Origin of the sequence: Solibacillus sp. FSL H8-0538 (assembly GCF_038003525.1) — a bacterium.
Classification (GTDB): domain Bacteria; phylum Bacillota; class Bacilli; order Bacillales_A; family Planococcaceae; genus JBBOPI01.
Genome location: NZ_JBBOPI010000001.1, coordinates 975964 through 1000936, shown reverse-complemented (window position 1 = coordinate 1000936; position 24973 = coordinate 975964). Strand labels below are relative to the sequence as shown.

Genomic DNA, 24973 nt, shown 5'->3' with positions numbered 1-24973 from the left:
ATAAAAAAAAGAACGCAAGAATTGTTTTCAAATTCTTTACGTTCTAGTCATTAATCAATTCGTTCACCATGTAATGCACCAGAAACTTCCAGCATATTACGTAGCGGTGCATATTCCACATCCGACCAGAAAGTATTGTCGTAAAGTAATCGCGCCGCATCTTGCCTTGCCGTTTCAAGTGCTCGATAATCATGTACAAGATCCGCCATTTTAAATTCAGGTAAGCCACTTTGTCGTTTACCGAAAAAATCGCCTGCTCCGCGCAGCTCTAAATCTTTTTCTGCTAAGCGGAATCCGTCATTCGTTTCCGTCATTGATGTCATGCGTTCTTTTCCTTCATCCGATTTCGGATCTGCAATTAACACACAGTAAGATTGATGCTCTCCACGACCAACACGGCCACGCAATTGGTGAAGCTGCGCTAAACCAAAACGCTCCGCATCATAAATCGTCATAAATGTCGCATTGGGAACGTTTACACCAACCTCCACAACTGTCGTTGAAACGAGTACATGAATTTCCCCATCACTAAACGCACGCATAACCGAATCCTTTTCATCCGCATGCAAACGCCCGTGCATTAAACCGACCTTAAATCGGCTACCAAAATATGTAGCAAGATGTTCATATGCTTCTACTGCATTATGGACATCAAGCTTGTCCGATTCTTCAATAAGCGGACAAATTACATATGCCTGGCGCCCAGCTTCAAGTTCCATCGACATTTTTGCCAGCACGCTACTAAGTTGTTCTTTTTTCATCCAATGTGTTTCAATTTCTTTACGCCCTGCAGGCAGCTCATCAATAATTGATACATCCATTTCACCGAATACCGTAATCGCAAGGGTTCGCGGAATCGGTGTTGCCGTCATAAACAGCACATCTGGATTTTCCCCTTTATCGCGTAAAATCCGACGTTGCTCTACCCCAAAGCGGTGCTGCTCATCAGTAATAACAAAGCCAAGTTTTTCAAACACAACATCCGGCTGAATCAGCGCATGCGTCCCTATTAAAATATCAATATTACCGGTAGCAAGTTCAGCTAACAATTCACGCCGCGCCTTCGCTTTCGTCGAACCAGATAATAGCGCAACACGCACACCAATATCATCAAACCAAGCATGTAAATTTTCAGCATGCTGTTCCGCTAAAATTTCAGTAGGCGCCATTAATGCGCCCTGATACCCCGCTGTAACAGCTCCATATAAACCGAGTGCTGCCACGACTGTTTTTCCAGATCCTACATCCCCTTGTAACAAGCGATTCATGCGCTGAGGTTCTTTTAAATCTTTACATATTTCATTGACAACTCGTTTTTGTGCGCCGGTCAGATCATAAGGTAATGTCGTAATAAATTCACGCAACTTATTGACATCATAGGCAATGGATAGCCCTTTTTCATTTTCCTTATTCGCTTTACGAAGTGCTTGGATACGTAATTGGAACTGTAGCAGCTCCTCATATACAAAACGTCTTCTTGCTTGTTTCGCATGTGCTGCATTTATCGGAAAATGAACTCCCTCTAACGCATCAACAATGCTAAGTAATTTGTAATCTTCGCGTATTTTAGCAGGTAATGTTTCCGCTATTTCTGCACCTAGGCTATCCAAAGCTTGGCGCATATATTTGCGGAAACGCTTTTGCTGTAAATTTCCTTTTAAACTATACACTGGTTCAAAATCAACTTGCTCTGTTTTTGGACCAAAATTAACGGTTGAACCGACGATTACTTGGCGGCCACGATCCCATTTCCCTGTAACCGTAATAACCATGCCCGGCGTGAGCTTTTGACGCAAATAATTTTGATTGAAAAAAACAACCTTTACTAAATGACGACCTGCAAGTACAGAAAATTGCAGGCGTGATTTATTTTTCCCTAAAAAAAGAGCAGTTGGTGCACTTTCAACCCGCGCCTCGATCGTGACACGCTCATTATGTGGTGTTTCAGTTAAATCTTTTAAACGAAAATCCTCATGACGATACGGAAACGTCCAAATCAAATCGCCAATCGTATGAATACCGATTGCAATTAAATGTTCCGTTGTCTCTTTGCCGATTCCTTTTAGCTGTGTAACAGGCTGAGATAAAAACTCATTCACCTTGCATAACAGCTCCTCCGAAAATCTTCGCAGCTAATGCTCTACCAGTTGGTGTTGCTGCTAAACCTCCGCGGGCTGTTTCTTTTAAGTTAGGACTCATTGCCTGGCCAATACGATACATTGCGCCAATGACCTCATCGCACGGAATGCGACTCGTTACTCCTGCTAGCGCCATATCAGCAGCTACTAGCGCGTTCGCCGCTCCCATTGCGTTACGTTTGACACAAGGTACTTCAACTAAACCAGCAACGGGATCACATACAAGACCAAGCATGTTTTTCAGAGTAATCGCAAAGCCTTCCGCACATTGCTGCGGTGTGCCACCTGCCATTTCAACAATTGCCGCTGCTGCCATTCCTGCCGCAGAACCAACTTCTGCCTGACAACCACCAGCTGCACCAGAAATCGATGCATTATTCGCTACAACAAAGCCAAACGCACCTGATGTGAACAGGAAGCGAATCATTTGCTCACGTGTTGGGTTCAATTTATTTTGCACAGCAAACAGTGTACCAGGTACAACACCCGCAGAACCTGCAGTTGGTGTCGCACAAATAGTACCCATTGCGGCATTTACCTCATTTGTTGCTACCGCTTTACTTACTGCATCTAATAATAAATCTCCTGATAAAGATTTCCCTGTTGCAATATAGTTTTGAATAAGTACCGCATCTCCGCCTGTTAAACCTGTCACGGATTGCACGCCTTTTAATCCACGCTCTACCGCTTCTTCCATCACCGTTAAGTTGCGGTCCATTTGCGCCATAATTACTTCGCGCGTACGGCCACTCATCGCCATTTCCTGCTCAATCATTAATTCTGAAATGAATTTTCCCTCTTTGTCTGCACGTTCAACAAGCTCTCGAACATTTTGAAATAATACATCCATTTACACTCACCCCTTAATTATTAATTTTTGACACTTTCGTTATATGTGGAATATATGAGATTTGCTCTATTATGCGCTCATCAATATTTTGATCCACTTCAATGACCATTAACGCTGTTAGACCACGTTCAATACGCGATACTTCCATATGTCCAATATTGACGTCATGCATTGCAAGGCAGTTTGCTACATTAGCAATACAGCCTGCACGGTCATCATGAACGACAAGAATTGCTGGCATACCACCTGTTAAACGCAACTTAAAACCGTTCACTTCACTAATTTCTATTTTTCCGCCGCCAATCGATATCCCCTCAACACTCATTTCGCTTTCGTCATCCCCCATAACTAACCGAGCCGTATTTGGATGCTCGCGGTTGGCTGTCTCCGGAATAAATTCAAACGACAAACCTGCTTGCTTCGCATTCTCAAATGCTATTTTTATCCGTTCATCATCCGTATCATAATCTAGTAAACCACCGACAATGGCAATATCCGTTCCATGCCCGCGATACGTTTCAGCAAATGAACCGTATAAATAGATTTTCACGTATTTCGGTTGACGTCCAAATAAGTCACGAGCAACACGACCAATTCGCGCCGCTCCCGCTGTATGAGATGAAGAAGGGCCAATCATAACAGGACCAATAATATCAAAGACAGATGTAAATTTCATACCAATTACCCCCTTATTTTTTGTGATATTTAATAATATCAGTTTACCATTCCCTTTATATTACACAAAACAACAAATTTATCCCATATTCTATTAAATACGCCAAGAGGCTATGGCAAAAGTGTAAGTCCTCATTTTTGACACAGCCCTGGCTATTTAATAAAGTATTGCGATTAATATTTTTGCCGCTGTTGACAATGCCTAACGTTGCAGAAAAGAGGTGTCTCAATTTCCTTATGAGACACCTCCAATTCATTCATGAACAATACTTAATTTTCCCGCAATGAATAGCAAAACCATCGTGAGATACATCCCCTATGCCTTACACTTTATAAAGTTTCGCTATATTATTCAACTGAAAGAATAAATGGATATAAAGCTTGTTTTCCTTCAATAATTTCTACTTCTACATCCGGATAATTTGCTTCGATGAAATCTGAAAGTTCAGCTGCTTGCTCTGCAGTTGCATCCTCACCATAAATAATTGTAATAATTTCAGAGTCCTCATCTGCTAAGTTTTCAAGTACTTGCTTCGCTGCGTCCATCATTTTTCGTGTCGATAAAATGATTTTACCTTCTGCAAGGGCCATAAAATCGTCTTTGCGGATTTCTACGCCATCAATTGAAGTATCGCGTACAGCAAACGTCACTTGTCCCGTTTTCACATGTGCAAAACCGTCAGTCATATTTGCTTTATTTTCTTCCACTGATACTTCAGGGTTAAACGCTAATACGGCCGCCATCCCTTGAGGTATTGTTTTTGTCGGTACAACAGCTGCTTCGATATCAAGTAACTCCACCGCTTGTTCTGCCGCCATAATGATGTTTTTATTGTTTGGTAAAATCAGTACGCGTTCTGCACCAATTTCCCGAACCGCTTTTACGATGTCTTCTGTTGAAGGGTTCATTGTTTGGCCACCCTCAATAACATAAGATGCACCGATTGAACGAAGTAGTCCCGCAACACCTTCACCCATCGCAATTGTTACAACTGCATATGGATGCTTTTGCTGCTTCTTCACAGGAGTAGAAGGAGCTTGAGGTGCTTCTCCAACGATTGCTGAATGTTGTTCACGCATATTGTCTACTTTAATTTTAATTAAGCTACCGTATTTTTGACCTGCAGCTAGTACAGCACCCGGAGTTTCCGAGTGAATATGTACTTTCGCAACCTCATCGTCTGAAATAACAAGTAAAGAGTCACCCATTGGATTTAACTCTTGGCGGAATTGTTCTTCATCAAATGGTACTTTATCTGCTTCTAAGCGCACCATAATTTCTGTACAATAGCCAAACTCAATATCCGCTGTGTCCATGAAATCTTGAACACGGTGGTGCTCTGCATTAATTAAATCATCTAAAGAAGATTCGTTACGTACAGGTAATTCTTCGCCCTTCATAGACGCAAGGAATCCTTCGTAAACGAATAAAAGCCCTTGACCACCACTATCGACTACCCCTACTTCTTTAAGAACAGGTAGTAACTCTGGTGTACGATCAAGCGATGCCTTCGCTTCTGTTACGAATGCTTCCATTACCGCAATAAGGTCGTCCTCAGTTTCTGCAACTTCCACGCCTTTAGCCGCTGCTTCACGAGCAACAGTAAGGATTGTTCCTTCTACTGGTTTCATCACTGCTTTATAGGCAGTATCTACACCCGCTTGGAATGCATTAGCTAACATGCGTCCATCGATTATTTCTTGTTTTTCGATTGATTTACCAAAGCCGCGGAATAATTGCGATAAAATTACCCCAGAGTTCCCACGAGCACCCATTAGTAAACCTTTTGATAATGCCTGTGCTGTTTTACCGATGTGCGCACTTGCTTGCACTTCTGTTTCTTTTGCACCCGATGTCATGGACAAGTTCATGTTTGTCCCTGTATCCCCGTCCGGTACCGGGAATACGTTTAGCGAATCAACATAACCTGCATTTTGGTACAGGTGGTGTGCACCCATTTGCACCATTTCTGCAAATTTAATTCCGTCTAGTGACTTCATCCGATTCATTTCCTCCTCTTACACATTCGTTACACGAACGCCTTGAACAAAAATATTAACTGATTTAACGCTCATACCTAATGTTTTATTTACTGTATATTGTACTTTTGATTGGACTTGATAAGCTATTTCGGAAATTTTCGTGCCATAACTTACAATAATGTACATATCAATATGTAGGTTTTCATCTTCTTGGCGAATAAGAACACCTTTAGCGAAATTTTCTTTACGTAAAATATCTGTTAATCCATCGCGAATTTGGTGTTTAGATGCCATACCGACGATGCCGTAGCATTCGATCGCTGCTCCGCCAGCAATTTGTGCAATCACATCATTTGAAATATCAATTTGGCCGAATTCGTTATTTAATTCTACTGACATAAGTATGCCCCCTTGGCTCTTTTTGACTAATCATTATTGTACTACACAAAAGCCGATTATAAAAGAAATCGTTAGCGTTCGTCTAGTACTACCGAAAAAAAGGGAGACAACATTCGACAAAAAACAATGAATTTCCTTTCCTATTTGAAGCAACCTCAAAACAATTATTCCTTAGTAGAAAAATAGTAATAAATGAAGGTTTTTATTATTTTGGTTGAATACTATAATTAAGTTCATCTGAAAAGAAAATCTAGGCTACATGTACTTCCCCATAGCCATTCATATTCTCTTAATCGTATATTTGCAGAAATGCATCGTAATTGGTGTTGCTTTAAGATAATTTTCAAATGGTTTGCGGCATCATAGAATCGCGGCTTATATATCCAATAGTATTAGCCCTTTCTTTTACTTTGAAATACGCACTTTATACAATTTAAAAATATATAGGGAATTATGTGGGCCTTTACCAAAACATGTCCTTTACTTTAAAAGAAAGTGAACTACTTTATAGGCACATGGAACGGAAGGCGGCGACTCCTGCGGGAAAAGCGTGAGCCTTGAGACCCCGCACGAAGCTTTTAGGATCCAAGGCTAAGAACGCCACGTCCTGTGGCAACGCCTTCGTGACCAACATCGTGTTGGCCCGAGGAGGCTCAAGCCACGCCCGCGGAAAGCGACCGCCTGGAGTGGAATGTGCTGTCAAGTTCAGATTTTGGTGTAGAGCCAATTATGTGAAATGAAATATTAATATTAGAAAGACACATCTCCTTTCTATTTATTTATATACTTTCCTCAATTTCCGTATATCGTAATATCTATTGAGAACGAAAATTAGGTGTAAAGGTTTTTTTCTTGAAAGGTTGTTCAAAATATCTTGCACTCATTAGGCAGGTATGTTAAATTATTATGGTATGTGAAATATCGAACTGAAATATATAGCTTTCAGATTCATCTGTAAGGAGGAAATTTACAATGCCAAAACAATGTGTAATTACTGGCCGTAAAGCTCGTACAGGCAACAACCGTTCACACGCAATGAACGCTTCTAAACGTACTTGGGGTGCTAACCTTCAAAAGGTTCGTATCTTAGTTGACGGTAAGCCTAAGCGCGTATGGGTTTCTGCTCGTGCATTAAAATCAGGTAAAATCGAACGCGTTTAATCGCGTGAATAAAAGGCATCGACCATATTATGGGTCGATGTTTTTTTATTTGGTTTTATACGAAATGTTGGGGTATGACTACAACTTCAAGGTTAGAATTCTTATCTACCAAAAAAACTGCCAACGCAGGGCGTTAGCAGTTTCTTTTTACTTCTTCGGTTCTCTTCTAAATAGGTTAATACAGGCACGTGTCATACTGCTAATGAATTTTGGTAGTTGAAATGTGTAAACTTTCAAAGAAAGCTCCCCCTTTAATCAACACTTCTTATCATTAAGCATATGCCTGAAGTAAATTCGATATACGCGTTGTCCGCAATGATTTCATTACTTGTAAAACGTGACGAGGAGAGCGCCATTGGTTCTGCAGTCGTCTCATACTTCACACCACGTAATGTCACCTCATCTACATGCTCATTATGCGCAAAAAAAGATATATATTGAAAAAGCTCATGCTTGTCAAGATCGTGCGTACCAGGCGTTAAAAACCGCAGTTCATTGTACGTATTGACGATTTTAATTCGAATGGCAGGATACTCCAGTTGCAAACGACATACTGAGCGCAGCGCGGCTTCATAATGATCCAGACGTCCACCTGTTACACCCGTTAATACGATTTCGCTTGGGTTATATGTTAATGCCTTCAACAGCGCTAAATCCGTGTCCGTTTCGTCCTTTTCTGCCTGAAACTTTTCCACATTGTCTACCACTTCCTCTAGTTGTTGCCACTCCAGTTCCGTAACTGAATCGAAATCGCCAACAATAGCGTGCGGGACAATGCCTTTTTCAAGTAAATAATAGGCACCCCGGTCCGCTCCGATAAAAACAACATTTGCGGTCTCATGATAAGGAACTAGATTACATATTTCCGTAGAGGGTCCTCCAGAGCATACAACGACGATCATTGGATGGCTACTAGACCTGCCGCTTTAATTTCCTGTAATGCAGCTGTACGGTCTTCTTTACTATAAATGGCTGAACCAGCAACGAAAATTGTCGCACCGGCTTTTGCACATGGCACAATCGTTTCTGCATTGATACCACCATCAATTTCGATTTCGATATTTAGCCCACGTTCTTTAATAATTGCCGATAGAGCAGCTATTTTAGGCACGACGGATTCAATAAATTTTTGACCACCGAAACCTGGGTTCACGGTCATAAACAATACCATATCAACATCTTCTAACACATGCTGTATCGTGTCAATCGGAGTATGCGGGTTTAATACAACGCCAGGCTTCACACCACATGAACGAATTAATTGAATAGTACGGTGTAAATGACGGCAAGCTTCTACATGGACTGTAATGTAGTCTGCGCCTGCTTTTGCAAATTGTTCAATATACTGATCAGGATTTTCAATCATTAAGTGAACATCCATTGGTAAAGTCGATAATGGGCGAATCGCTTCTAGTGCAATTGCGCCAAATGAAATATTTGGCACAAAATGGCCATCCATAACATCAATATGAATAAGCTCTGCGCCTGCAGCTTCTACCTCTTTTACTTCTTCTCCTAGCTTTGCAAAATTTGCAGCTAAAATCGATGGTGCAATTTTAATCATTGTTAGTACCTCGGCTTTCGATCTAGAATTTCTTGTAAAAACTGTTCGTAATGCGCGTAACGATATGGACGAATTTCACCTGTTTCAACCGCTGCCTTTACTGCACATTTCGGCTCCTTCGTATGCAAGCAACCGCGGAATTTACAGTCTTCGCTAATACGTTGGAATTCAGGTAAGCATCCAGTTAATTCTTCTTTTTCAATTGTATCAAAGTCAAATGAGCTAAATCCAGGTGTATCAGCAAGCAACCCACCACATACTTCAATCAACTCTACATGACGCGTTGTGTGCTTCCCGCGGCCTAAGCTTTTCGATATAATACCTGTTTTTAAGTCAAGCGTTGGAATTAAAGTATTTAATAACGTTGATTTACCAACGCCTGATTGACCAGCAAGAACTGATGTCTTGCCCTCTAATACAGGCTGTAGGCGCTCTACTAAAGATTCATCATCTTTATACGTCGTTAATACGTCGTAACCAATTGCCTTATAATCGTCAATAAATGGCTGTAGTTCAACTAACTCTTTGTCCGTTAATAAATCCATTTTCGTTAAGCAAATGATCGGCTGAACAAAAAATGATTCTAACACGACTAAAAAGCGATCGAGTAAAATTGTATTAAAATTAGGCTCCTTTACAGAAAACACTAAAATTGCTTGGTCTACATTGGCAATCGGTGGACGTACCAACTCATTTTTACGTGGATGAATTTTATCGACTGAGCCGTCAGAATCGCTATCCTTCGTAAAGTCCACAATATCTCCAACAAGCGGTGATTCTCCGCGATTACGGAAAATTCCACGTCCTCGGCATTGAACTAATTCACCATCTCGCTCTACGTAATAAAAACCACTCAATGCTTTTCGAATTTGGCCTTGCGCCATCAAATTCCCCCTTAGTTTAGGCTTGGATCATCGTACGGAATCGTTTTTTCTTCAATTGTAGTCGATCCAAGGATAATACGATAAGCTCCCTTATTTCCTTCTTCAATTTCCAGTTCAATGCGATATGATGTCGTTTCTGTAATTGTGAATTCATCAAACGGTTCTGCCATCGACGGATTCGTTTTATCTTGTATATACACACGGACTGTTTCTTTCATTCCTTCTTCAAGCGGCTCGTATGGAATTTCTACCGTATTCGAATAAAATTTCTTTCTTTTTTCTGGCGGGCCTTTTGACAGCACAACTTCAATTGTTCCGCCCGCTTCTAAAGACTTATCACTACTTGGCTTTTGTGATACTACACTGCCTGCCGGTATTGTTTCCGAATACTTTTTGCCCTTCTCTTTAATTGTAAAGCCAGAGCTACGTTCATATTCTTTCAGTGCGGATTCAGTATAGCCCGTTAAATTCGCAACTCGAATTAAATTTTTACCTTTACTCACTGTAAATGTTATCGTCGTATCTTGAATCACAATTTCTGTACCCTCTACTGGCGATTGCCCGATAATGGTACCTGGGTCTTCAGGTGAGAATGCTTCCTCTTGTGTAATATCTTTGAAACCTCGATTTTCTAGCATTGGTAATACTTGATCAATTTGACCTCCGACATAACCGACCATTTCAGAAGTTTCTGCCCCGATGCTAACAATTAAATCAATTGTCGAACCTTTTACGCGGTCTAGCCCTGCAGAAGGATTTGTTTCAATCACTTGATTTTCCGCAATGTCTGGTGAGTTTCGTTCCTCCGTCTCACCAACAACAAATCCTGCCTCTTCGATGGCTGCCACGGCTTCCTCAACTGGCAAATTTACAACATCCGGTACTTTAATTTTGTTTGGTGTCAACATGTTCACAGCAACAATAATCACCAGTAAAAGAACAGCGACCAGTCCGATAATTATCGGACCTTTTTTCCTGCGTTTTTTTGTTGGTGATGTTTTAGTTGATTGCGGTGGGTTTGACGGATGCCCTTCATGTTGTTGTACAGATATTTCTCTAAGCGGTTTTGGATCCTTTATAACAGGGATAAGTTTTGTCGCGTCATTATCTACTGGCGGTTGGAACTTCGGTTCATTTACACGGTTAAGCGATAAAGCAGTATCTAAATCTTCCTCCATCGCCTCGGCACAATCATATCGGTGAGACGGATCCTTTGCTGTCGCCTTTAATACGATGTTCTCGACACTTTGCGGAATAGACGCATCAAACGCACGAACAGATGGCGTTTTTGATTGCAGGTGCTTCAATGCAATCGATACTGCGGATTCTCCCGAAAACGGCAGCTCCCCAGTGAGTAGTTCATACAGTACGATGCCGAGTGCATAAATATCCGATTTTTTTGTTGCGGTGCCACCCCGCGCTTGCTCAGGCGATATATAATGAACTGTCCCAATGACAGAGTTCGTTTGTGTATACGACGTAGCACTTAATGTTGTCGAAATACCGAAATCAGTAATTTTTACATTACCTTCACTATCCACTAATATATTTTGAGGTTTAATATCGCGATGAATAATCCCATTATCATGGGCATGCGCAATTGCAGATGTAAGCTGTTTCATAATATGCACACTGCGCGCCGGCGATAAAGGAGAAAACTCTTGTATGTATTGTTTTAATGTTTTTCCTTTAATGTACTCCATTACGATGTAGTGCATATCCCCATCTTCGCCCACATCATATACACTGACAATATTAGGATGTGTAAGGCTAGTTGCAGACAGAGCTTCCCGCTGGAAACGACGATGAAATTCTTCCTCGTTTGTAAAATCGTAACGCAAAATTTTAATGGCAACCTCACGATTTAAAATCATGTCTTGTGCTAAATACACATTAGACATGCCGCCACCGCCAATTAGCTTCAGTATTTTATAACGACCATTTATTCGTTTACCAACAATCATCCCTACACCTCCTCATTGTTTGTTACTAAAATAAGGGAAATATTATCTTCCCCACCGCAGTCATTGGCAAGTTGTACAAGCTTTTTTCCTTTTTCCTGCAGTGGCAAGGGAAGCGTAATAATCGCGGCCATCTCATTTATCGATAGTTTATTACTTAAGCCGTCCGAGCATATAAGCAAATACGAGGTTTCTTCCATTGATACACCATAAAAATCAGGCTCAATGGATGATTCCGTTCCGAGCGCTTTTAAAATAAAATTTTTCTTCGGATGGTTTTGTGCCTCTTCTTCACTAATCTCTCCATTTTCCAATAAAATATTTACGTAAGAATGATCTCGCGTAATAAGTTGCACTGTATCATCGGTGAACTGGTAGACGCGACTATCGCCGACATGGCTAATAAGTCCGTGCTGCTCATCTAGTAGCACAGCAATTAGCGTCGTCCCCATTCCTTGACAGCCTTCATGTGATAAAGAATAGTGGTAAATTTCATAGTTAATATGTGATATAGCATCGCGAAGCCATTGTTGCTGACTCGCTTTATTTTCGAAATCTTGCACATCGGCACTTAAAAATAACGCTTCCATCTCATTTACTGCCATTTCACTTGCGACATCGCCCGCATTATGACCACCCATGCCATCCGCTAAAATCGCAAGCTTAAAACGATCCGGGCGCTCAAAAAAAGCGGCCCGATCTTCATTTACTGTACGTTTTAAACCAATATCACTTTCGACTGTAAAGTTCACAAACGTCACCTACCTATTTTATCTCTTCTTCTCTTTCTTGTGCACGTAATTGCCCGCATGCAGCAGCAATATCTGCACCTTGTTCACGGCGAATGGTTACGTTAATGCCGCGATTTTTCAATGCTTTTTCAAACGCAAAAATACTGTTACGTGACGTACGTACATAATCACGCTCTGGCACATAGTTGATTGGAATTAAGTTAACATGGCATTTAATTCCTTTAATTAATTTCGCTAATTCTTCCGCAATTTCTACCGAATCGTTTTCACCCGACATTAAGCCGTACTCAAAACTCACGCGACGACCTGTCTTGTTCGTGTAATAACGAACCGCTTCTAATAATTCATCCAGTTTATAAGCACGTGCAATCGGCATTAATTTTTGACGCGCTTCTTGGTTTGGAGCATGTAATGAAACGGCAAAGTTAATTTGTAATTGCTCATCCGCAAACTCATAAATTTTCGGTACAATCCCCGAAGTGGAAACGGTAATATGACGCGCACCGATATTTAAACCTTTTTCATTATTGATTACTTTTAGGAAGTTCATCATCGCATCATAGTTATCGAAAGGTTCACCGATCCCCATAATCACGATATGACTTACACGTTCGCCTAGTTCATCAAGTTCTTGTTGTACTTTCACCACTTGCTCTGTAATTTCACCCGCCATTAAGTGTCGTTTTAATCCACCTAAAGTTGATGCACAGAATGTACAACCAATACGGCAGCCTACTTGTGTCGTTACACATACTGAATTTCCGTATTCATGACGCATTAACACCGTTTCAATAGAATAGCCGTCTTGTAATTGGAATAAGAACTTGATTGTTCCATCCTTTGACTCTTGTTTAATAATTGTAGATAGCGTTGTTAATGCGAAGTTTTCTTCTAGTTTATCGCGTAATGGCTTTGAAAGGTTTGACATTTCTTCAAACGTTTTTACGCGTTTTTCATATAACCACTCATAAATTTGCCCAGCACGGAAGGCTTTCTCTCCATTATCCTTTAACCACTGTTGTAGCTCATCTGGTCGCAGTGAGTAAATTGACTCTTTTAATAGCGGCTTTTCTTTTTTCACACGGCGGGCAGGTGTTTCCTCTGCCTCTTCGACTAAATCTAAAATACGTTCATCAAATTTATTTTCATCCATTAGTTAATGGGACGCTCCTTTTTTTACGAATGCAGCAACGAAGAACCCGTCGCTACCAATATCTTGAGGGAATACTTGAAGCATTCCGTCTTGTTGTTTCGCATCTAGTTGTTGTGGTAAATTTTCAAGATGTTGTGATTCCATTTCAGGATGTGCGGCTAAGAAGGCTTTTACCGTACCTTCATTTTCACGTTTGTCTACTGTACATGTACTATACACAAGACGACCACCTTGTTTTAATACTTTAACAGCATTATCTAAAAGCGCTAATTGAATCGTTTGAAGACTTTCTAAATCTTCCTCGCGCTTCGTATATTTAATATCTGGCTTACGGCGCATTACACCAAGTCCAGAACACGGTGCATCAACAAGCACCGCATCATAGTCTTCTGCTTGTAAGAAGCTACCGGCTTTACGGCCATCAAGTGGTGCTGTTTGGACGATTTCAATGCCAAGACGCGCTGTATTTTCATCGATTAAATCTAGTTTCTTCACATGAAGATCTGTCGCTAAAATAGAGCCTTCATTTTGCATTTTTTCAGCTAAATGTGTTGTTTTACCGCCCGGTGCTGCACACATATCAAGAACTTTCATACCTGGTTGTGGATTTAATACATTCGCTGGAAGCATTGAGCTCTCATCTTGAATCGTAATTAAACCATGTTTAAACGCAGCTGTACGAGCAGCTTGACCACTCGTTAAATAGATACATTCAGGAACAAACTCACTGCGCTGTGCTTTCACACCTTCTCGCTCAAGCGTTGCCAATACTTTTTCAACTGTCGCCTTTGTTGTATTAACGCGTACTGTTTGAACAGGTGGTATGTTGTTTTCGTGTAGCATTTCGCTTGTCTTTTCATAGCCGTAGCTTTCCACCCAGCGATCCACTAACCAATTCGGATGACTTGTTTCAATTGCTAGACGCTCGTTCGCATCTTCAATTAAATCCGTCGAACGTACCCCTTGGCGTAAGATCGAACGTAATATCCCATTCACCATTGACGCAATGCCTTGGTGTCCGCGGCGTTTGGCAATTTCTACTGCTTCGTTTACTGCTGCATGCGCAGGAATACGTGTTAAATAATGCATTTGGTATAACGATAAACGTAGTAACCAGCGTACCCAAATATCTACTTTCCCACGGATAAATGGATCTAAATAATAATCAAGCGTCATTTTATGCTGCAATGTTCCATATGTTAATTCCGTTAAAAGGCCACGGTCTTTTGCATCCACAATTTTATATTTTTCAATTGTTTGGTGTAATAAAAGATTGCTATATGCCTGACTTTTATCAACTGTTAAAAGGATTGTTAGTGCCGCATCGCGTACATTTCCATCCCAAATTTGTTCTTTCTTTTTACTCATATAAAACGGTCCCCAATCTGTAATTTCGACCCTGTACCGCGCAAATATTCTTCCGCTGACATGCGTTTTTTCCCTGCTGGTTGCAGATCATAAACAGCAAGACTAGCGCCTTCACCCGTTGCAATTTCAAAATAATCTTTTTCAATAGTTACAACTTCTCCTGGTATAGCATCGTTTGCGGTTGCGCCAACTTCTGCCCACCAAATTTTGAAGTTCCCTTCTTCAAACGTTGTATACGCTACTGGCCAAGGATGCAAGCCGCGCACTTGATTATAAATTGTACGTGCCTCTTTTGACCAGTCAATACGCTCCTGCTCACGGGAAATATTGCGCGCATACGTTACTTGTGATTCGTCTTGAACAATACGGTCATTTGTCCCCTCAATAATTGAAGGTAGGGTCTCTATTAATAAACTACGACCCACTTCACTTAATTTATCGAACATGCCACCTGTATGGTCTGTATCTTCAATGAGAATTTCACGCTGCGAGATAATATCGCCCGCATCTAATTTTTCAGCCATGTACATGATCGTCACGCCCGTTTTTGCTTGCCCGTCCATAATTGCCTGGTGGATTGGCGCTCCCCCGCGGTAAAGCGGAAGTAAGGACGCATGCACGTTAATGCAACCTAGACGTGGTGCTTCTAGGAGCTCTTTCGGTAATATTTGACCGAATGCCGCTGTCACAACTAAGTCTGGGTTCAATGCTAGAATTTCTTCAAGCTCTTTAGATCCACGAAGCTTTTCAGGCTGAATAACCTGTAAGCCTAAACGTACTGCTTCTTCCTTCACAGGAGGAGGCGTTAACACTTTTTTACGCCCAACTGGACGGTCAGGCTGTGTTACAACAGCTAAGACATTGTAGCCTTCCTCATGAAGCATACGTAAAATTGGTGCCGAAAAAGCAGGTGTTCCCATAAATACGATCGATGTCACAGACTATTCCTCCTCAGCGTACATTTCTTCAAGTTCAGCCTCTGTTAAGATTCGTGTAATTTTTGAATCAAATAATACACCGTCTAAGTGATCGATTTCATGTAAAATCGCACGTGCTTCGAAGTCTTCTGCTTCTAGCTCATAAACACGGCCTTCACGGTCAGCTGCCTCAATTTTCACGTACGTTGGGCGCTTCACCATGCCAAATAGATCCGGGAAACTTAAGCAACCTTCTACATCTTCTTCCTCACCGCGTGTTTCAATAACAGTAGGATTAATCATTTCTAATATATCTTCACCGAGCTCTACAATAGCTACACGTAAGCCAACATTAATTTGTGGTGCTGCGATACCGACACCATCATGTTCAACCATTGTGTCATATAAATCATCAAGTAATTGAATAATCTCTTCGTTGATTACTTCAACTTCCTTTGTTTTTTGCGTTAAAATTTTTGCGGGGTTAAATACCACTTGTTTAATTGCCATTTTTTGTTTACCTCTTTCTAAACCTTTAGATCATCGACGGATCTAAATCAATTGTTAAAATAATTCCTTTTTTAATCCAATCAGAGCGATACAGCTTAATGAGTTGTAGCAGGACCGGAATTAAATTTGGTTCTATTTTATATTTTATCAAACATTGATAACGATATCTATTTTGGAGACGGCTAATGCTTGCAGTTGTCGGGCCGATAATCGACACTTTAAATGATAAATTGGCACGTAGCCATTCTGCAGCTCGACCTGCGTATTCGGCAGCTATCATGACATCTTCATGCGAAACTTGGATGAGTGCTAAATAATAGTACGGAGGATAGCCTGCTTGACGACGCGTATGCATTTCTCGTTCATAAAAAGGGGTATATAACTGCTCTTTCGACAATTCAATCGCATAATGCTCAGGCGTGTACGTTTGAATAAACACTTCACCCGGTTTATCATGACGACCAGCACGCCCACTTACTTGCGTCATCAGTTGGAACGTTTTTTCCGCCGCCCGGTAGTCTGGTAAATGGAGCGATGTATCTGCACTGAGGACACCGACTAATGTAATATTCGGGAAATCAAGCCCCTTTGCAATCATTTGCGTGCCGAGTAAAACATCTGCCTTCCCCTCACCAAATGCCTCCAAAATTTCTTCGTGTGCACCCTTATGCTTTGTCGTATCGACATCCATTCGTAATACGCGTGCTTCTGGGAAAATTTTATATAACTCTTCCTCTACCTTTTGGGTACCGGTTCCGAAAAAGCGGATATGCTCACTCTGACATTGTGGACATTCATGCGGAACATATTCATCATAGCCGCAGTAATGGCACTTTAGCTTTTCATTCGAACGGTGATATGTGAGCGAAATATCGCAGTTTGGACATTGAACAACCGTACCACAATCCCGGCACATGACGAACGACGAATAGCCACGACGATTTAAAAACAATACGATTTGCTCTTTTTTCTCTAGTCGGACACGAATTGCATCCACAAGCGGTTCTGAAAACATTGAACGATTACCCTTTTTTAATTGCTCACGCATATCGACAATTTCAACTGTCGGCAACGCCTGCCTCATCGCACGCTGTTGGAGTGTTAATAACGTATAAACACCTTTTTTAGCCCGGGCAAATGATTCAAGCGCTGGCGTTGCACTTCCTAAAATGACTGGACAACTATAAAATTCGCCACGCCAAATCGCAACATCTCGCGCATGATAACGGGGTGAATCTTCTTGCTTATATGTGGATTCATGCTCTTCATCTAAAATAATGAGTCCGACATTTGTAAAGGGTGCAAAAGCGGCCGAACGCGCACCAACAACTACCTTGACTTTGCCTTGTTGGATTTTACGCCACTCGTCATACTTCTCGCCAACGGATAATCCACTATGCATAACCGCAACTTGCTCGCCAAAGCGTGAACGGAATCGCTCCGTCATTTGTGGTGTTAAAGAAATTTCCGGCACGAGCACAATGGCCTCTTTGCCTTCTGCAAGGGTATGTTGAATTGCTTGTAAATACACTTCTGTTTTCCCACTACCCGTTACACCATGCAGTAGGAAGGTCTCTGCCCGCTTTTCTTCCATAGCAGTTGTTATTTGCTGTAGCGCCACTGTTTGCTCATCTGTTAGCCGAAGAAAATCGGTACGTGCAACATCCTTAGTAAAAGGATCCCGGTACACTTCTTCCTGAATATAGGTTGCCGCACCTCGCTCAACTACAGCTTGCAGAACGGCTGACGTTACTTGCGCTTGTTCATTAATCTCATCCGGTGTGAAAATGCCCCCCGGATGGCCTTGCATCCACTGCACAAGCAGTTTCTGCTTTTGTGCACGATTAGAAATCGCTGTAAAAATCCCCTCTAGTAGCGCCGTATCCTGTGTAATCGCAACTTTCCGTATATGCTTCACTGCACCTTGCTGCTTCACACTATTTTCGATTGTTACATGACCGTGTATCGCCGCTAGCTTTAGCTCACGAAGCAAATGATCTTTTTCAAAAAGCTTATAATTTACTTTAGGTGATTTTGCAAAATACGGTTGAAGCTCTGGAAGCAGATCATTTTGAACTACTTGCAGGTGAACAATTTTCTCGTATTTCGCTCTTAGTGCACTCGGTAGCATAACTTGGAGGGCGTCAATTTCGTAACAGATTGTTTCATGCTTCAACCATTTCGCCAACTGAAGCATTTCTTCTGTTAACACCGGTTCAATATCTAAAATTTGCGCGATCGGCTTTATTTTTTCAGGCGGTACAGCTGTTTCGTTTTTCAAATCGACCACAAACCCGAGTACATTACGCGGACCAAATGGCACTTTCACCCGGCAGCCCTTTTCAATTAAATCCGCCCACTGTTCAGGGATGAGGTAATCAAACGCACGGTCAACTGGATAAGCAGATACATCCACGATTACTTCTGCCACATATATCATGGAGTTTGTTCTCTTTCTGCAATCGCTGTTAGTAATGCTAGCGCAAGGTCCTTTTTCTGAAGTTGTGGGAATGTTTGCTTGAAGTCTTCTTTACCGAAAAGCGTGACGCGATTTGTTTCGGTACCAAAGTCCAAGCCCTGTTCCGTCCCAACATTGACAATCATATAATCCAATTTTTGTTTAAATAATTTTTGCTGGGCGTATGCTTCTATATCATTCGGTCCAACGGTAAAGTCAATTAAGCGTTGCGTTGCTTTTTTGTCACCTAATGCAGCTAATATATCAATTGAATGCTCTAGCTCAATTGCCAGATCACCATCTTGTTTTTTCACGTTAGGTGTATGGATTTGCTTTGGACGATAATCTGCAACTTCAGCAGTTTTAATAACGATGTCAGCTGCAGCAAACTCAGCGTCCATTGCTTCATACATTTGATGTGCACTCTCAATATCAATAATTTTCATACAGGCTGGTCTAGCTAACTGGACTGGACCTGAAACGAGTACAACATCTGCCCCTAAGTCACGTGCAGCTTCAGCCATCGCATAGCCCATTTTCCCAGTAGAGAAATTCGTAATAAAATGAACAGGATCAATCTTTTCACGAGTTGGGCCTGCTGATACAATAACTTTCTTGCCTTTTAACGGCAATGATTTTGGCGCGAAATGCTTTACGACAAGCTCGGTAATTTTTTCTGGCTCCTCTAAGCGACCCTTCCCTACATACCCGCATGCTAAAAAGCCTTCTGACGGTTCAATAAATTTATAGCCGTCCTGTGCCAACTGCGAAATATTTCGCTTCACAGCTGGATGATCATACATATGTACATTCATCGCCGGTGCGATCCACACGGGTGCTGTTGTCGCAAGGAGTGTCGTTGTGACCATATCATCGGCAATTCCATTGGCAAGCTTGCCAATCACATTGGCTGTAGCCGGTGCGATTAATACTAAATCGGCCCAGTCTGCTAAATCAATATGCGCAATGACACGAGAATCTTTTTCATCGAATGTATCGTAAAACACATCGTTATTTGACATCACTTGAAAGCTCAAAGGATTGACAAATTGGCGTGCGGACTCCGTCATGATTACTTTCACATTCAACCCAGCCTGCGATAGCTTACTAACGAGCGCCACCGCTTTATAAACAGCAATCCCACCTGAAACACAAAGTAGAATATTATTTTTTTGCATCATTCGTTTTCGTCCCCTTTAGAAAGACACATCTCGACCCAAAATAGGTCGAGATGCCGTCCTTACTTATGTCGATAAGTCAGTCATACTTAATTATCGACCAAATGATAAGCTCCCAAAGAAAAATTCTCCGGGAGCTACTTCGCAACATATATCATTAAAATACTAGTTTGTACATAACGCGGAAAAATATATGACGTATCGGCATATTTATGTTTACCGATACGCTATTACGCATTTTAAAAAATTGCTAACTAAAATTAAATTTCGTCTTCATAAATAGTAGAAGCATCTTGCTTCACAATTTTTAGTGCACCAACCGAAACTTCTTCAAGCGCACGACCTACTGGTTTGTATGAAATGTAAGAATCTAACTTTTCTCCGCCCTCTTCTTGCAGTTGGCGTGCACGTTTAGAAGCTAAGCTCACTAAAGAATATTTTGAATCAACTTTCTTTTTTAAAGCATCTACTGATGGGTATAACATAGGTTTATTCTCCTCTCAACATTGACAAATATCTTTTTTCGACGCGTTCGCGGCGGCAATGCTCTGCTTTAATAATCGCATTGATTTTATCACACGCATTTTGAACCTCATCATTTTCTACTACATAATCATATAAGCTCATCATTTCAAGCTCTTCCTTCGCTGTTGCGATACGCTTGGCAATGACTTCCTCTGTTTCTGTGCCCCGTCCAACTAAACGTTGTTCTAACTCAGATAAACTAGGTGGTGCTAAAAAGATAAACAACGCATCCGGCGCCTTTTCACGAATTTGTGCAGCACCTTGTACTTCGATTTCTAAAAAGACATCGCGTCCGAAATCCAGTGTTTCATTTACATAGGCAAGCGGTGTACCGTAGTAATTCCCTACGAATTCTGCATGTTCTAGTAAGCCACCTTGTTCGATTAGCCCTTCAAATTCCCCGCGCGTCTTAAAGAAATAGTCTACACCATCTACTTCACCTTCGCGAGGATTACGTGTTGTCATTGAAATAGAATACTCATAATTCGTATCGGCCTGCGAGAATAACTCTTTACGAACCGTTCCTTTCCCAACACCCGACGGACCTGATAATACAATTAATAAGCCACGTTGTTTTTTCATTGTATAATTTATTCTCCCTTTTTCAATCAATTACACCTCGGCGTAATTGGCGTCTAGATTTTGAATTGTCTTGGGCCTGCGTGATGCAGGTCAGTTAGCAGCCGTCGCATAAATGCAACGAAATTAGGCTAACATCCACTAATTCCTTTCAAAATCTGTGACATCCGCCTATTCAATATTTTGAACTTGCTCTCGCATCTTTTCTAAAATTGTTTTCGCTTGTACGACAGCAATCGAAGCTTGCGAAGATTGATTTTTTGATCCAATCGTATTAATTTCACGATGCATTTCCTGCATTAAAAAATCGAGCTTACGTCCAATCGCTACTGTTTCCTGAAGCGTTTCATCTAACTGATGGAAATGACTATCTAAGCGATCCAGTTCCTCTGAAATATCAACACGCTCTGCAAACAACGCAACTTCTGTTAGTAAACGCTCCTCAACGACTTGTCCACTCACTACATCTTCAATACGCGCAAGTAAACGTTCACGATATTTCGCTACAGCTTCTGGCGACGTTTGTCGAATGAATGAAATTTGCTGTTGCAGTTGCTCTTTATATTGCAGCATAACGACTTCAAGCTCTTGTCCTTCACGTTCACGCATTTGTAATAAATTTTCAATTGCTTGGGACATTGCCTGTTGTACAGCTTCTAAAATATCTGTTTGAACATAAGATTCTTTATCAACGACTAATACTTGATCAAGCATAGCAATTTCTTGCATCGTCCATTTCTCTTCGATAAAGACATTTTGTGCCAGCTCTTCCTTTGCCTTACGATATGCATCAAGTAATGGCCAATTAATCTGAATTTTATGTTCTGCTACTTGGAGTTCTTTTATAAAAATTATAACATCAAGTTTTCCACGAGAAACGGCATCGGAAAGCATCTTTTTAGCAAGAACCTCAGACTCCATCCATTCTTTCGGAAACTTTGTATTAATCTCTAAAAAACGATGATTCACAGCACGAACTTCAACGGTAAGTTGATAAGATTTCGTCGTTGTGACACCCCTGCCAAAGCCAGTCATACTACGCACCAAGGTTCGTCACATCCTTCTTTGCATACTGCTATAATTATATCATATGTTGACGAGTTTATGATGATTGTTTTATAGAAAAAACGCATCGATACCCTGATTAAATAACTCTACGCATCTCATTAGTCGAAATCATCATTATTTAAGATACAATTAGAGACTATGAATGTTACGATACTAACAACCTGTCCGATTGCCCTATCCATTAGTCGTTCCGATTGTTTTACGATTAATATCCCATCATTTTATACGTTTTTTGCATAAAACTAAACTAATCAGCAAGACGTTCCCATTACTAATCAATAAAATACATCAAAACATTTTAGTTCAACTTAATCACAGATGTCAAAACAGTAGATTTGCTTTACAATGGGCATAGGGCATTCCCTCCATTTGCTATTGAGCTTTTGGTTGCTAACATTGTAACGACTGTGGAGCTTGTGCCTATTTTTTATTTTGAGTGCCGTTTTAAGTAACTCGGCGCCAACTAATAATACGACCGATTGCATATCGGATAAAATATGACGAAAACGGCAAGGCGGTTTCCTTTGCACGTTCATGAAAGAGGAATTTACATGGCATTTGATGGATTATTTACACGAGCAATGGCCAATGAAATACATACGCTTGTTTCCGGCCGCATTACTAAAATACACCAACCGAACGCATTAGAAGTCGTCCTACACATTCGTGCGGGTGGCAGTAATAAAAAGCTGTTATTTTCGATTCACCCTTCTTATGCACGAGTCCATTTTACGGAGCAATCTATTGAAAATCCGGCAGAGCCACCAATGTTTTGTATGCTTCTACGTAAACATATTGAAGGTGGATTTATACATGCAGTCCAGCATGATGGCTCAGAGCGAATTTTACAGCTCGTTATCGAAAGTAAAAATGAAATCGGCGACCCAATTACACGTAAGTTGGTCATTGAAATTATGGGACGACATAGTAATTTACTGCTTTTAGATGCGGGTAACGATAAAATTATCGATAGTTTAAAGCACTTACCACCGTCCCTCAATAGCTACCGTACCGTGCTACCAGGTCAAATTTATATGGCTCCACCTGCTCAGCATAAAGTGAACCCATACGAAGTAGCTGACCAAGACATCCAAGCTTTTTTTGCCGAGGACAAAGAACCGAAAGATGTAGTAACTCATTTTGCTGCGTTTTCACCAATGCAAGCAGCAGAGCTACTGCACCGTATCAAGAGCCAAGATGTGGTTACGGCATTCCGACAATTTACTACCGAAGTTGCAAGTGCCGCACACCCTACGTATTTAGAAAGCAATGGAAAGATCTATTATTCACCTGCACATTTAACACATCTAGAAGGGCATGTGACGAACTATCCAAATTTAAGCGAGCTACTGGATCGTGTTTTCTTTGCCCGTGCTGAGCGCGACCGCGTAAAACAGCAAGCGGGCGATTTAGAACGTTGGCTCATTAACGAAATAAATAAATTAAAATTAAAACTAAAAAAACTACAAAAAGATTTTGACCGCGCTGCCAATCTTGATCAGTTTCAGCTGTACGGTGAGCTGTTAATGGCCAATCTGTATAATTTTGAAAAAGGCGTGGATTTTGTCGATGTTGCGAATTACTATAGTGAAACGGGTGAAATGGTACGCATCCCAGTAAGTCCGCGTAAAACACCCGTTGAAAATGCACAAAGCTACTACACAAAATATAATAAAGCGAAAAACGCGCTCATCATGGTACAGGAGCAACTCGACAAAACGGTGAATGATATCGCTTATTTCGAGATGCTCATGCAGCAAGTTGAGCAAGCAGCCCCTGCTGATATTGAAGAAATTCGTGAAGAGCTAGCGGAGCAGGGCTATCTACGTTTACGCGCATCAAAGAAAAAGAAAAAACCAACAAAACCAACGCCTGAAGAATTCACTTCATCAACAGGCATTAAAATTTCTGTCGGTAAAAACAATAAACAAAATGATTTTTTAACATTCAAAATCGCGAAACGCAATGAAATTTGGTTACATACAAAGGACATTCCAGGATCACACGTAGTTATACATACTACTGAACCTGATGAAGCAACATTAATGGAAGCAGCGATGTTAAGTGCATACTTTAGTAAAGCCCGCGAATCGTCTTCTGTACCTGTAGACTACACGGAAATCCGTCACGTGAAGAAGCCAAGTGGTGCAAAACCTGGATTTGTAATTTATTTTGAACAAAGGACTTTGTACGTTACACCAGATGAAGCTAAAATTTTATCGTTTAAAAAATAAGAATAGGATTTTATCATTTTTCTACTGAAACAATAAATAAGTGTTTCAGTAGTTTTTTCTGTCGATTTTGATCATCTCGCTTATTAATACGACGAAATTTCGCAATGCATTTAGAAACTTGTCGAATAGACATATGCACTATCACACAAAACGCTCAATATGTCAGGATATGCGATAAACGATTGAAAAGAAGTCATGACAAATGATGACGTTTTACGACGGGATATCCGATATTTCCCAACATTTAAGAATTAAGTAGAAAATTTGAAAAACATAGCGGAATTATCGGGAGAGGTATGTGACCGAATAATCGAATTGACTAGATAGGAATGCTGTCATCGAAGCAGATTTAGCTATCAATCAAGGGGAAGGTTTTATAATTTTTGCTAGTGAGGAAGAAAGACATTGGGACAATTTAAAAATTTAAAAATAATATATAGAGCTAACTAAAGAGGGTCAGTCTCTTAAGTACCAAAACACCGTCAAACTATTTTTCCATAAAGGGGTAGCGTTCAAAAATTGCTTAATAAGCAGGAAAAATTTTATTAATCCATTAAAATGAACTGATCCTTTTCTTTAATATTGGCAATGTAAATTAACATTGTAGTTATTATGT

At 40.8% G+C, this 24973-nt stretch carries 22 protein-coding genes; 2 read left to right on the top strand and 20 right to left on the bottom strand.

Features of this window, described 5'->3' with window-relative positions:
• Nucleotides 1-50 precede the first annotated feature (50 nt).
• The 5 genes from recG to MHH87_RS04535 all read right to left on the bottom strand — a co-directional run bounded on the left by recG (nucleotide 51) and on the right by MHH87_RS04535 (nucleotide 6045).
• Nucleotides 51-2099, bottom strand: a complete 2049-nt coding sequence (gene recG, locus MHH87_RS04555) for an ATP-dependent DNA helicase RecG (RefSeq protein WP_340748142.1) — start codon at nucleotides 2097-2099, stop codon at nucleotides 51-53.
• Complete coding sequence (gene sdaAA, locus MHH87_RS04550) at nucleotides 2092-2988, bottom strand: L-serine ammonia-lyase, iron-sulfur-dependent, subunit alpha (RefSeq protein ID WP_340748141.1); 897 nt, start codon at nucleotides 2986-2988, stop codon at nucleotides 2092-2094. The genes recG and sdaAA overlap by 8 nt, the downstream gene beginning before the upstream one ends.
• A gap of 13 nt (nucleotides 2989-3001) precedes the next feature.
• Nucleotides 3002-3664: an L-serine ammonia-lyase, iron-sulfur-dependent subunit beta gene (sdaAB, locus tag MHH87_RS04545; RefSeq protein ID WP_340748140.1), complete on the bottom strand. Its 663-nt coding sequence runs from the start codon at nucleotides 3662-3664 to the stop codon at nucleotides 3002-3004.
• Nucleotides 3665-4011: 347 nt separating this feature from the next.
• Entirely contained in the window at nucleotides 4012-5664 is a 1653-nt protein-coding gene (locus MHH87_RS04540; protein WP_340750880.1) for a DAK2 domain-containing protein, read from the bottom strand.
• Between the two features lie 18 nt (nucleotides 5665-5682).
• A complete protein-coding gene (locus MHH87_RS04535; protein ID WP_340748139.1) occupies nucleotides 5683-6045 on the bottom strand; it encodes an Asp23/Gls24 family envelope stress response protein in 363 nt (120 codons plus the stop codon).
• A 972-nt stretch (nucleotides 6046-7017) separates the two neighbouring features.
• On the opposite strand from MHH87_RS04535, the gene rpmB reads away from it, so the two are divergent.
• The gene (gene rpmB / locus MHH87_RS04530; protein ID WP_049668398.1) at nucleotides 7018-7206 is read left to right on the top strand and encodes a 50S ribosomal protein L28; all 189 of its coding nucleotides are present in this window, start codon (nucleotides 7018-7020) and stop codon (nucleotides 7204-7206) included.
• Nucleotides 7207-7353: 147 nt separating this feature from the next.
• On the opposite strand, the gene spoVM is transcribed toward rpmB, so the two are convergent.
• The 15 genes from spoVM to MHH87_RS04455 all read right to left on the bottom strand — a co-directional run bounded on the left by spoVM (nucleotide 7354) and on the right by MHH87_RS04455 (nucleotide 22102).
• Complete coding sequence (spoVM, locus tag MHH87_RS04525; protein ID WP_340748138.1) at nucleotides 7354-7443, bottom strand: stage V sporulation protein SpoVM; 90 nt, start codon at nucleotides 7441-7443, stop codon at nucleotides 7354-7356.
• Nucleotides 7444-7457: 14 nt separating this feature from the next.
• Nucleotides 7458-8108: a thiamine diphosphokinase gene (locus MHH87_RS04520; protein WP_340748137.1), complete on the bottom strand. Its 651-nt coding sequence runs from the start codon at nucleotides 8106-8108 to the stop codon at nucleotides 7458-7460.
• Nucleotides 8105-8770, bottom strand: coding sequence for a ribulose-phosphate 3-epimerase (gene rpe, locus MHH87_RS04515; protein ID WP_340748136.1), 666 nt, complete (start codon nucleotides 8768-8770; stop codon nucleotides 8105-8107). The genes MHH87_RS04520 and rpe overlap by 4 nt, the downstream gene beginning before the upstream one ends.
• 2 nt (nucleotides 8771-8772) lie before the next feature.
• The gene (rsgA, locus tag MHH87_RS04510; protein WP_340748135.1) at nucleotides 8773-9654 is read right to left on the bottom strand and encodes a ribosome small subunit-dependent GTPase A; all 882 of its coding nucleotides are present in this window, start codon (nucleotides 9652-9654) and stop codon (nucleotides 8773-8775) included.
• Between the two features lie 11 nt (nucleotides 9655-9665).
• Entirely contained in the window at nucleotides 9666-11618 is a 1953-nt protein-coding gene (gene pknB, locus MHH87_RS04505; protein ID WP_340748134.1) for a Stk1 family PASTA domain-containing Ser/Thr kinase, read from the bottom strand.
• Nucleotides 11619-11620: 2 nt separating this feature from the next.
• Entirely contained in the window at nucleotides 11621-12367 is a 747-nt protein-coding gene (locus MHH87_RS04500; protein WP_340748133.1) for a Stp1/IreP family PP2C-type Ser/Thr phosphatase, read from the bottom strand.
• 13 nt (nucleotides 12368-12380) lie between these two features.
• A complete protein-coding gene (rlmN, locus tag MHH87_RS04495; protein WP_340748132.1) occupies nucleotides 12381-13520 on the bottom strand; it encodes a 23S rRNA (adenine(2503)-C(2))-methyltransferase RlmN in 1140 nt (379 codons plus the stop codon).
• 3 nt (nucleotides 13521-13523) lie between these two features.
• Complete coding sequence (gene rsmB, locus MHH87_RS04490) at nucleotides 13524-14888, bottom strand: 16S rRNA (cytosine(967)-C(5))-methyltransferase RsmB (RefSeq protein WP_340748131.1); 1365 nt, start codon at nucleotides 14886-14888, stop codon at nucleotides 13524-13526.
• Nucleotides 14885-15826, bottom strand: coding sequence for a methionyl-tRNA formyltransferase (gene fmt, locus MHH87_RS04485; RefSeq protein WP_340748130.1), 942 nt, complete (start codon nucleotides 15824-15826; stop codon nucleotides 14885-14887). Before fmt ends, rsmB begins: the two co-directional genes overlap by 4 nt.
• A gap of 3 nt (nucleotides 15827-15829) precedes the next feature.
• The gene (gene def, locus MHH87_RS04480) at nucleotides 15830-16315 is read right to left on the bottom strand and encodes a peptide deformylase (RefSeq protein ID WP_340748129.1); all 486 of its coding nucleotides are present in this window, start codon (nucleotides 16313-16315) and stop codon (nucleotides 15830-15832) included.
• A 25-nt stretch (nucleotides 16316-16340) separates the two neighbouring features.
• A complete protein-coding gene (gene priA / locus MHH87_RS04475; RefSeq protein ID WP_340748128.1) occupies nucleotides 16341-18755 on the bottom strand; it encodes a primosomal protein N' in 2415 nt (804 codons plus the stop codon).
• Complete coding sequence (gene coaBC / locus MHH87_RS04470) at nucleotides 18752-19954, bottom strand: bifunctional phosphopantothenoylcysteine decarboxylase/phosphopantothenate--cysteine ligase CoaBC (protein ID WP_340748127.1); 1203 nt, start codon at nucleotides 19952-19954, stop codon at nucleotides 18752-18754. Before coaBC ends, priA begins: the two co-directional genes overlap by 4 nt.
• Nucleotides 19955-20211: 257 nt before the next feature.
• Nucleotides 20212-20436, bottom strand: a complete 225-nt coding sequence (rpoZ, locus tag MHH87_RS04465) for a DNA-directed RNA polymerase subunit omega (protein ID WP_340748126.1) — start codon at nucleotides 20434-20436, stop codon at nucleotides 20212-20214.
• Nucleotides 20437-20440: 4 nt separating this feature from the next.
• Entirely contained in the window at nucleotides 20441-21058 is a 618-nt protein-coding gene (gene gmk / locus MHH87_RS04460) for a guanylate kinase (RefSeq protein WP_340748125.1), read from the bottom strand.
• A 168-nt stretch (nucleotides 21059-21226) separates the two neighbouring features.
• Entirely contained in the window at nucleotides 21227-22102 is an 876-nt protein-coding gene (locus MHH87_RS04455) for a YicC/YloC family endoribonuclease (RefSeq protein WP_340748124.1), read from the bottom strand.
• A 572-nt stretch (nucleotides 22103-22674) separates the two neighbouring features.
• Between MHH87_RS04455 and MHH87_RS04450 the strand changes: the two genes are divergently transcribed.
• Nucleotides 22675-24357, top strand: a complete 1683-nt coding sequence (locus tag MHH87_RS04450) for an Rqc2 family fibronectin-binding protein (RefSeq protein ID WP_340748123.1) — start codon at nucleotides 22675-22677, stop codon at nucleotides 24355-24357.
• Nucleotides 24358-24973 lie beyond the last annotated feature (616 nt).

Bases quoted from the DNA above. Each gene is read 5' to 3' on its own strand.
- sdaAA (WP_340748141.1), bottom strand. From the start codon at position 2,988: ATGGATGTATTATTTCAAAATGTTCGAGAGCTTGTTGAACGTGCAGAC.
- sdaAB (WP_340748140.1), bottom strand. From the start codon at position 3,664: ATGAAATTTACATCTGTCTTTGATATTATTGGTCCTGTTATGATTGGC.
- MHH87_RS04540 (WP_340750880.1), bottom strand. From the start codon at position 5,664: ATGAAGTCACTAGACGGAATTAAATTTGCAGAAATGGTGCAAATGGGT.
- MHH87_RS04535 (WP_340748139.1), bottom strand. From the start codon at position 6,045: ATGTCAGTAGAATTAAATAACGAATTCGGCCAAATTGATATTTCAAAT.
- rpmB (WP_049668398.1), top strand. From the start codon at position 7,018: ATGCCAAAACAATGTGTAATTACTGGCCGTAAAGCTCGTACAGGCAAC.
- MHH87_RS04520 (WP_340748137.1), bottom strand. From the start codon at position 8,108: ATGATCGTCGTTGTATGCTCTGGAGGACCCTCTACGGAAATATGTAAT.
- rpe (WP_340748136.1), bottom strand. From the start codon at position 8,770: ATGATTAAAATTGCACCATCGATTTTAGCTGCAAATTTTGCAAAGCTA.
- rsgA (WP_340748135.1), bottom strand. From the start codon at position 9,654: ATGGCGCAAGGCCAAATTCGAAAAGCATTGAGTGGTTTTTATTACGTA.
- pknB (WP_340748134.1), bottom strand. From the start codon at position 11,618: ATGATTGTTGGTAAACGAATAAATGGTCGTTATAAAATACTGAAGCTA.
- rlmN (WP_340748132.1), bottom strand. From the start codon at position 13,520: ATGGATGAAAATAAATTTGATGAACGTATTTTAGATTTAGTCGAAGAG.
- rsmB (WP_340748131.1), bottom strand. From the start codon at position 14,888: ATGAGTAAAAAGAAAGAACAAATTTGGGATGGAAATGTACGCGATGCG.
- def (WP_340748129.1), bottom strand. From the start codon at position 16,315: ATGGCAATTAAACAAGTGGTATTTAACCCCGCAAAAATTTTAACGCAA.
- priA (WP_340748128.1), bottom strand. From the start codon at position 18,755: ATGATATATGTGGCAGAAGTAATCGTGGATGTATCTGCTTATCCAGTT.
- coaBC (WP_340748127.1), bottom strand. From the start codon at position 19,954: ATGATGCAAAAAAATAATATTCTACTTTGTGTTTCAGGTGGGATTGCT.
- rpoZ (WP_340748126.1), bottom strand. From the start codon at position 20,436: ATGTTATACCCATCAGTAGATGCTTTAAAAAAGAAAGTTGATTCAAAA.
- gmk (WP_340748125.1), bottom strand. From the start codon at position 21,058: ATGAAAAAACAACGTGGCTTATTAATTGTATTATCAGGTCCGTCGGGT.
- MHH87_RS04450 (WP_340748123.1), top strand. From the start codon at position 22,675: ATGGCATTTGATGGATTATTTACACGAGCAATGGCCAATGAAATACAT.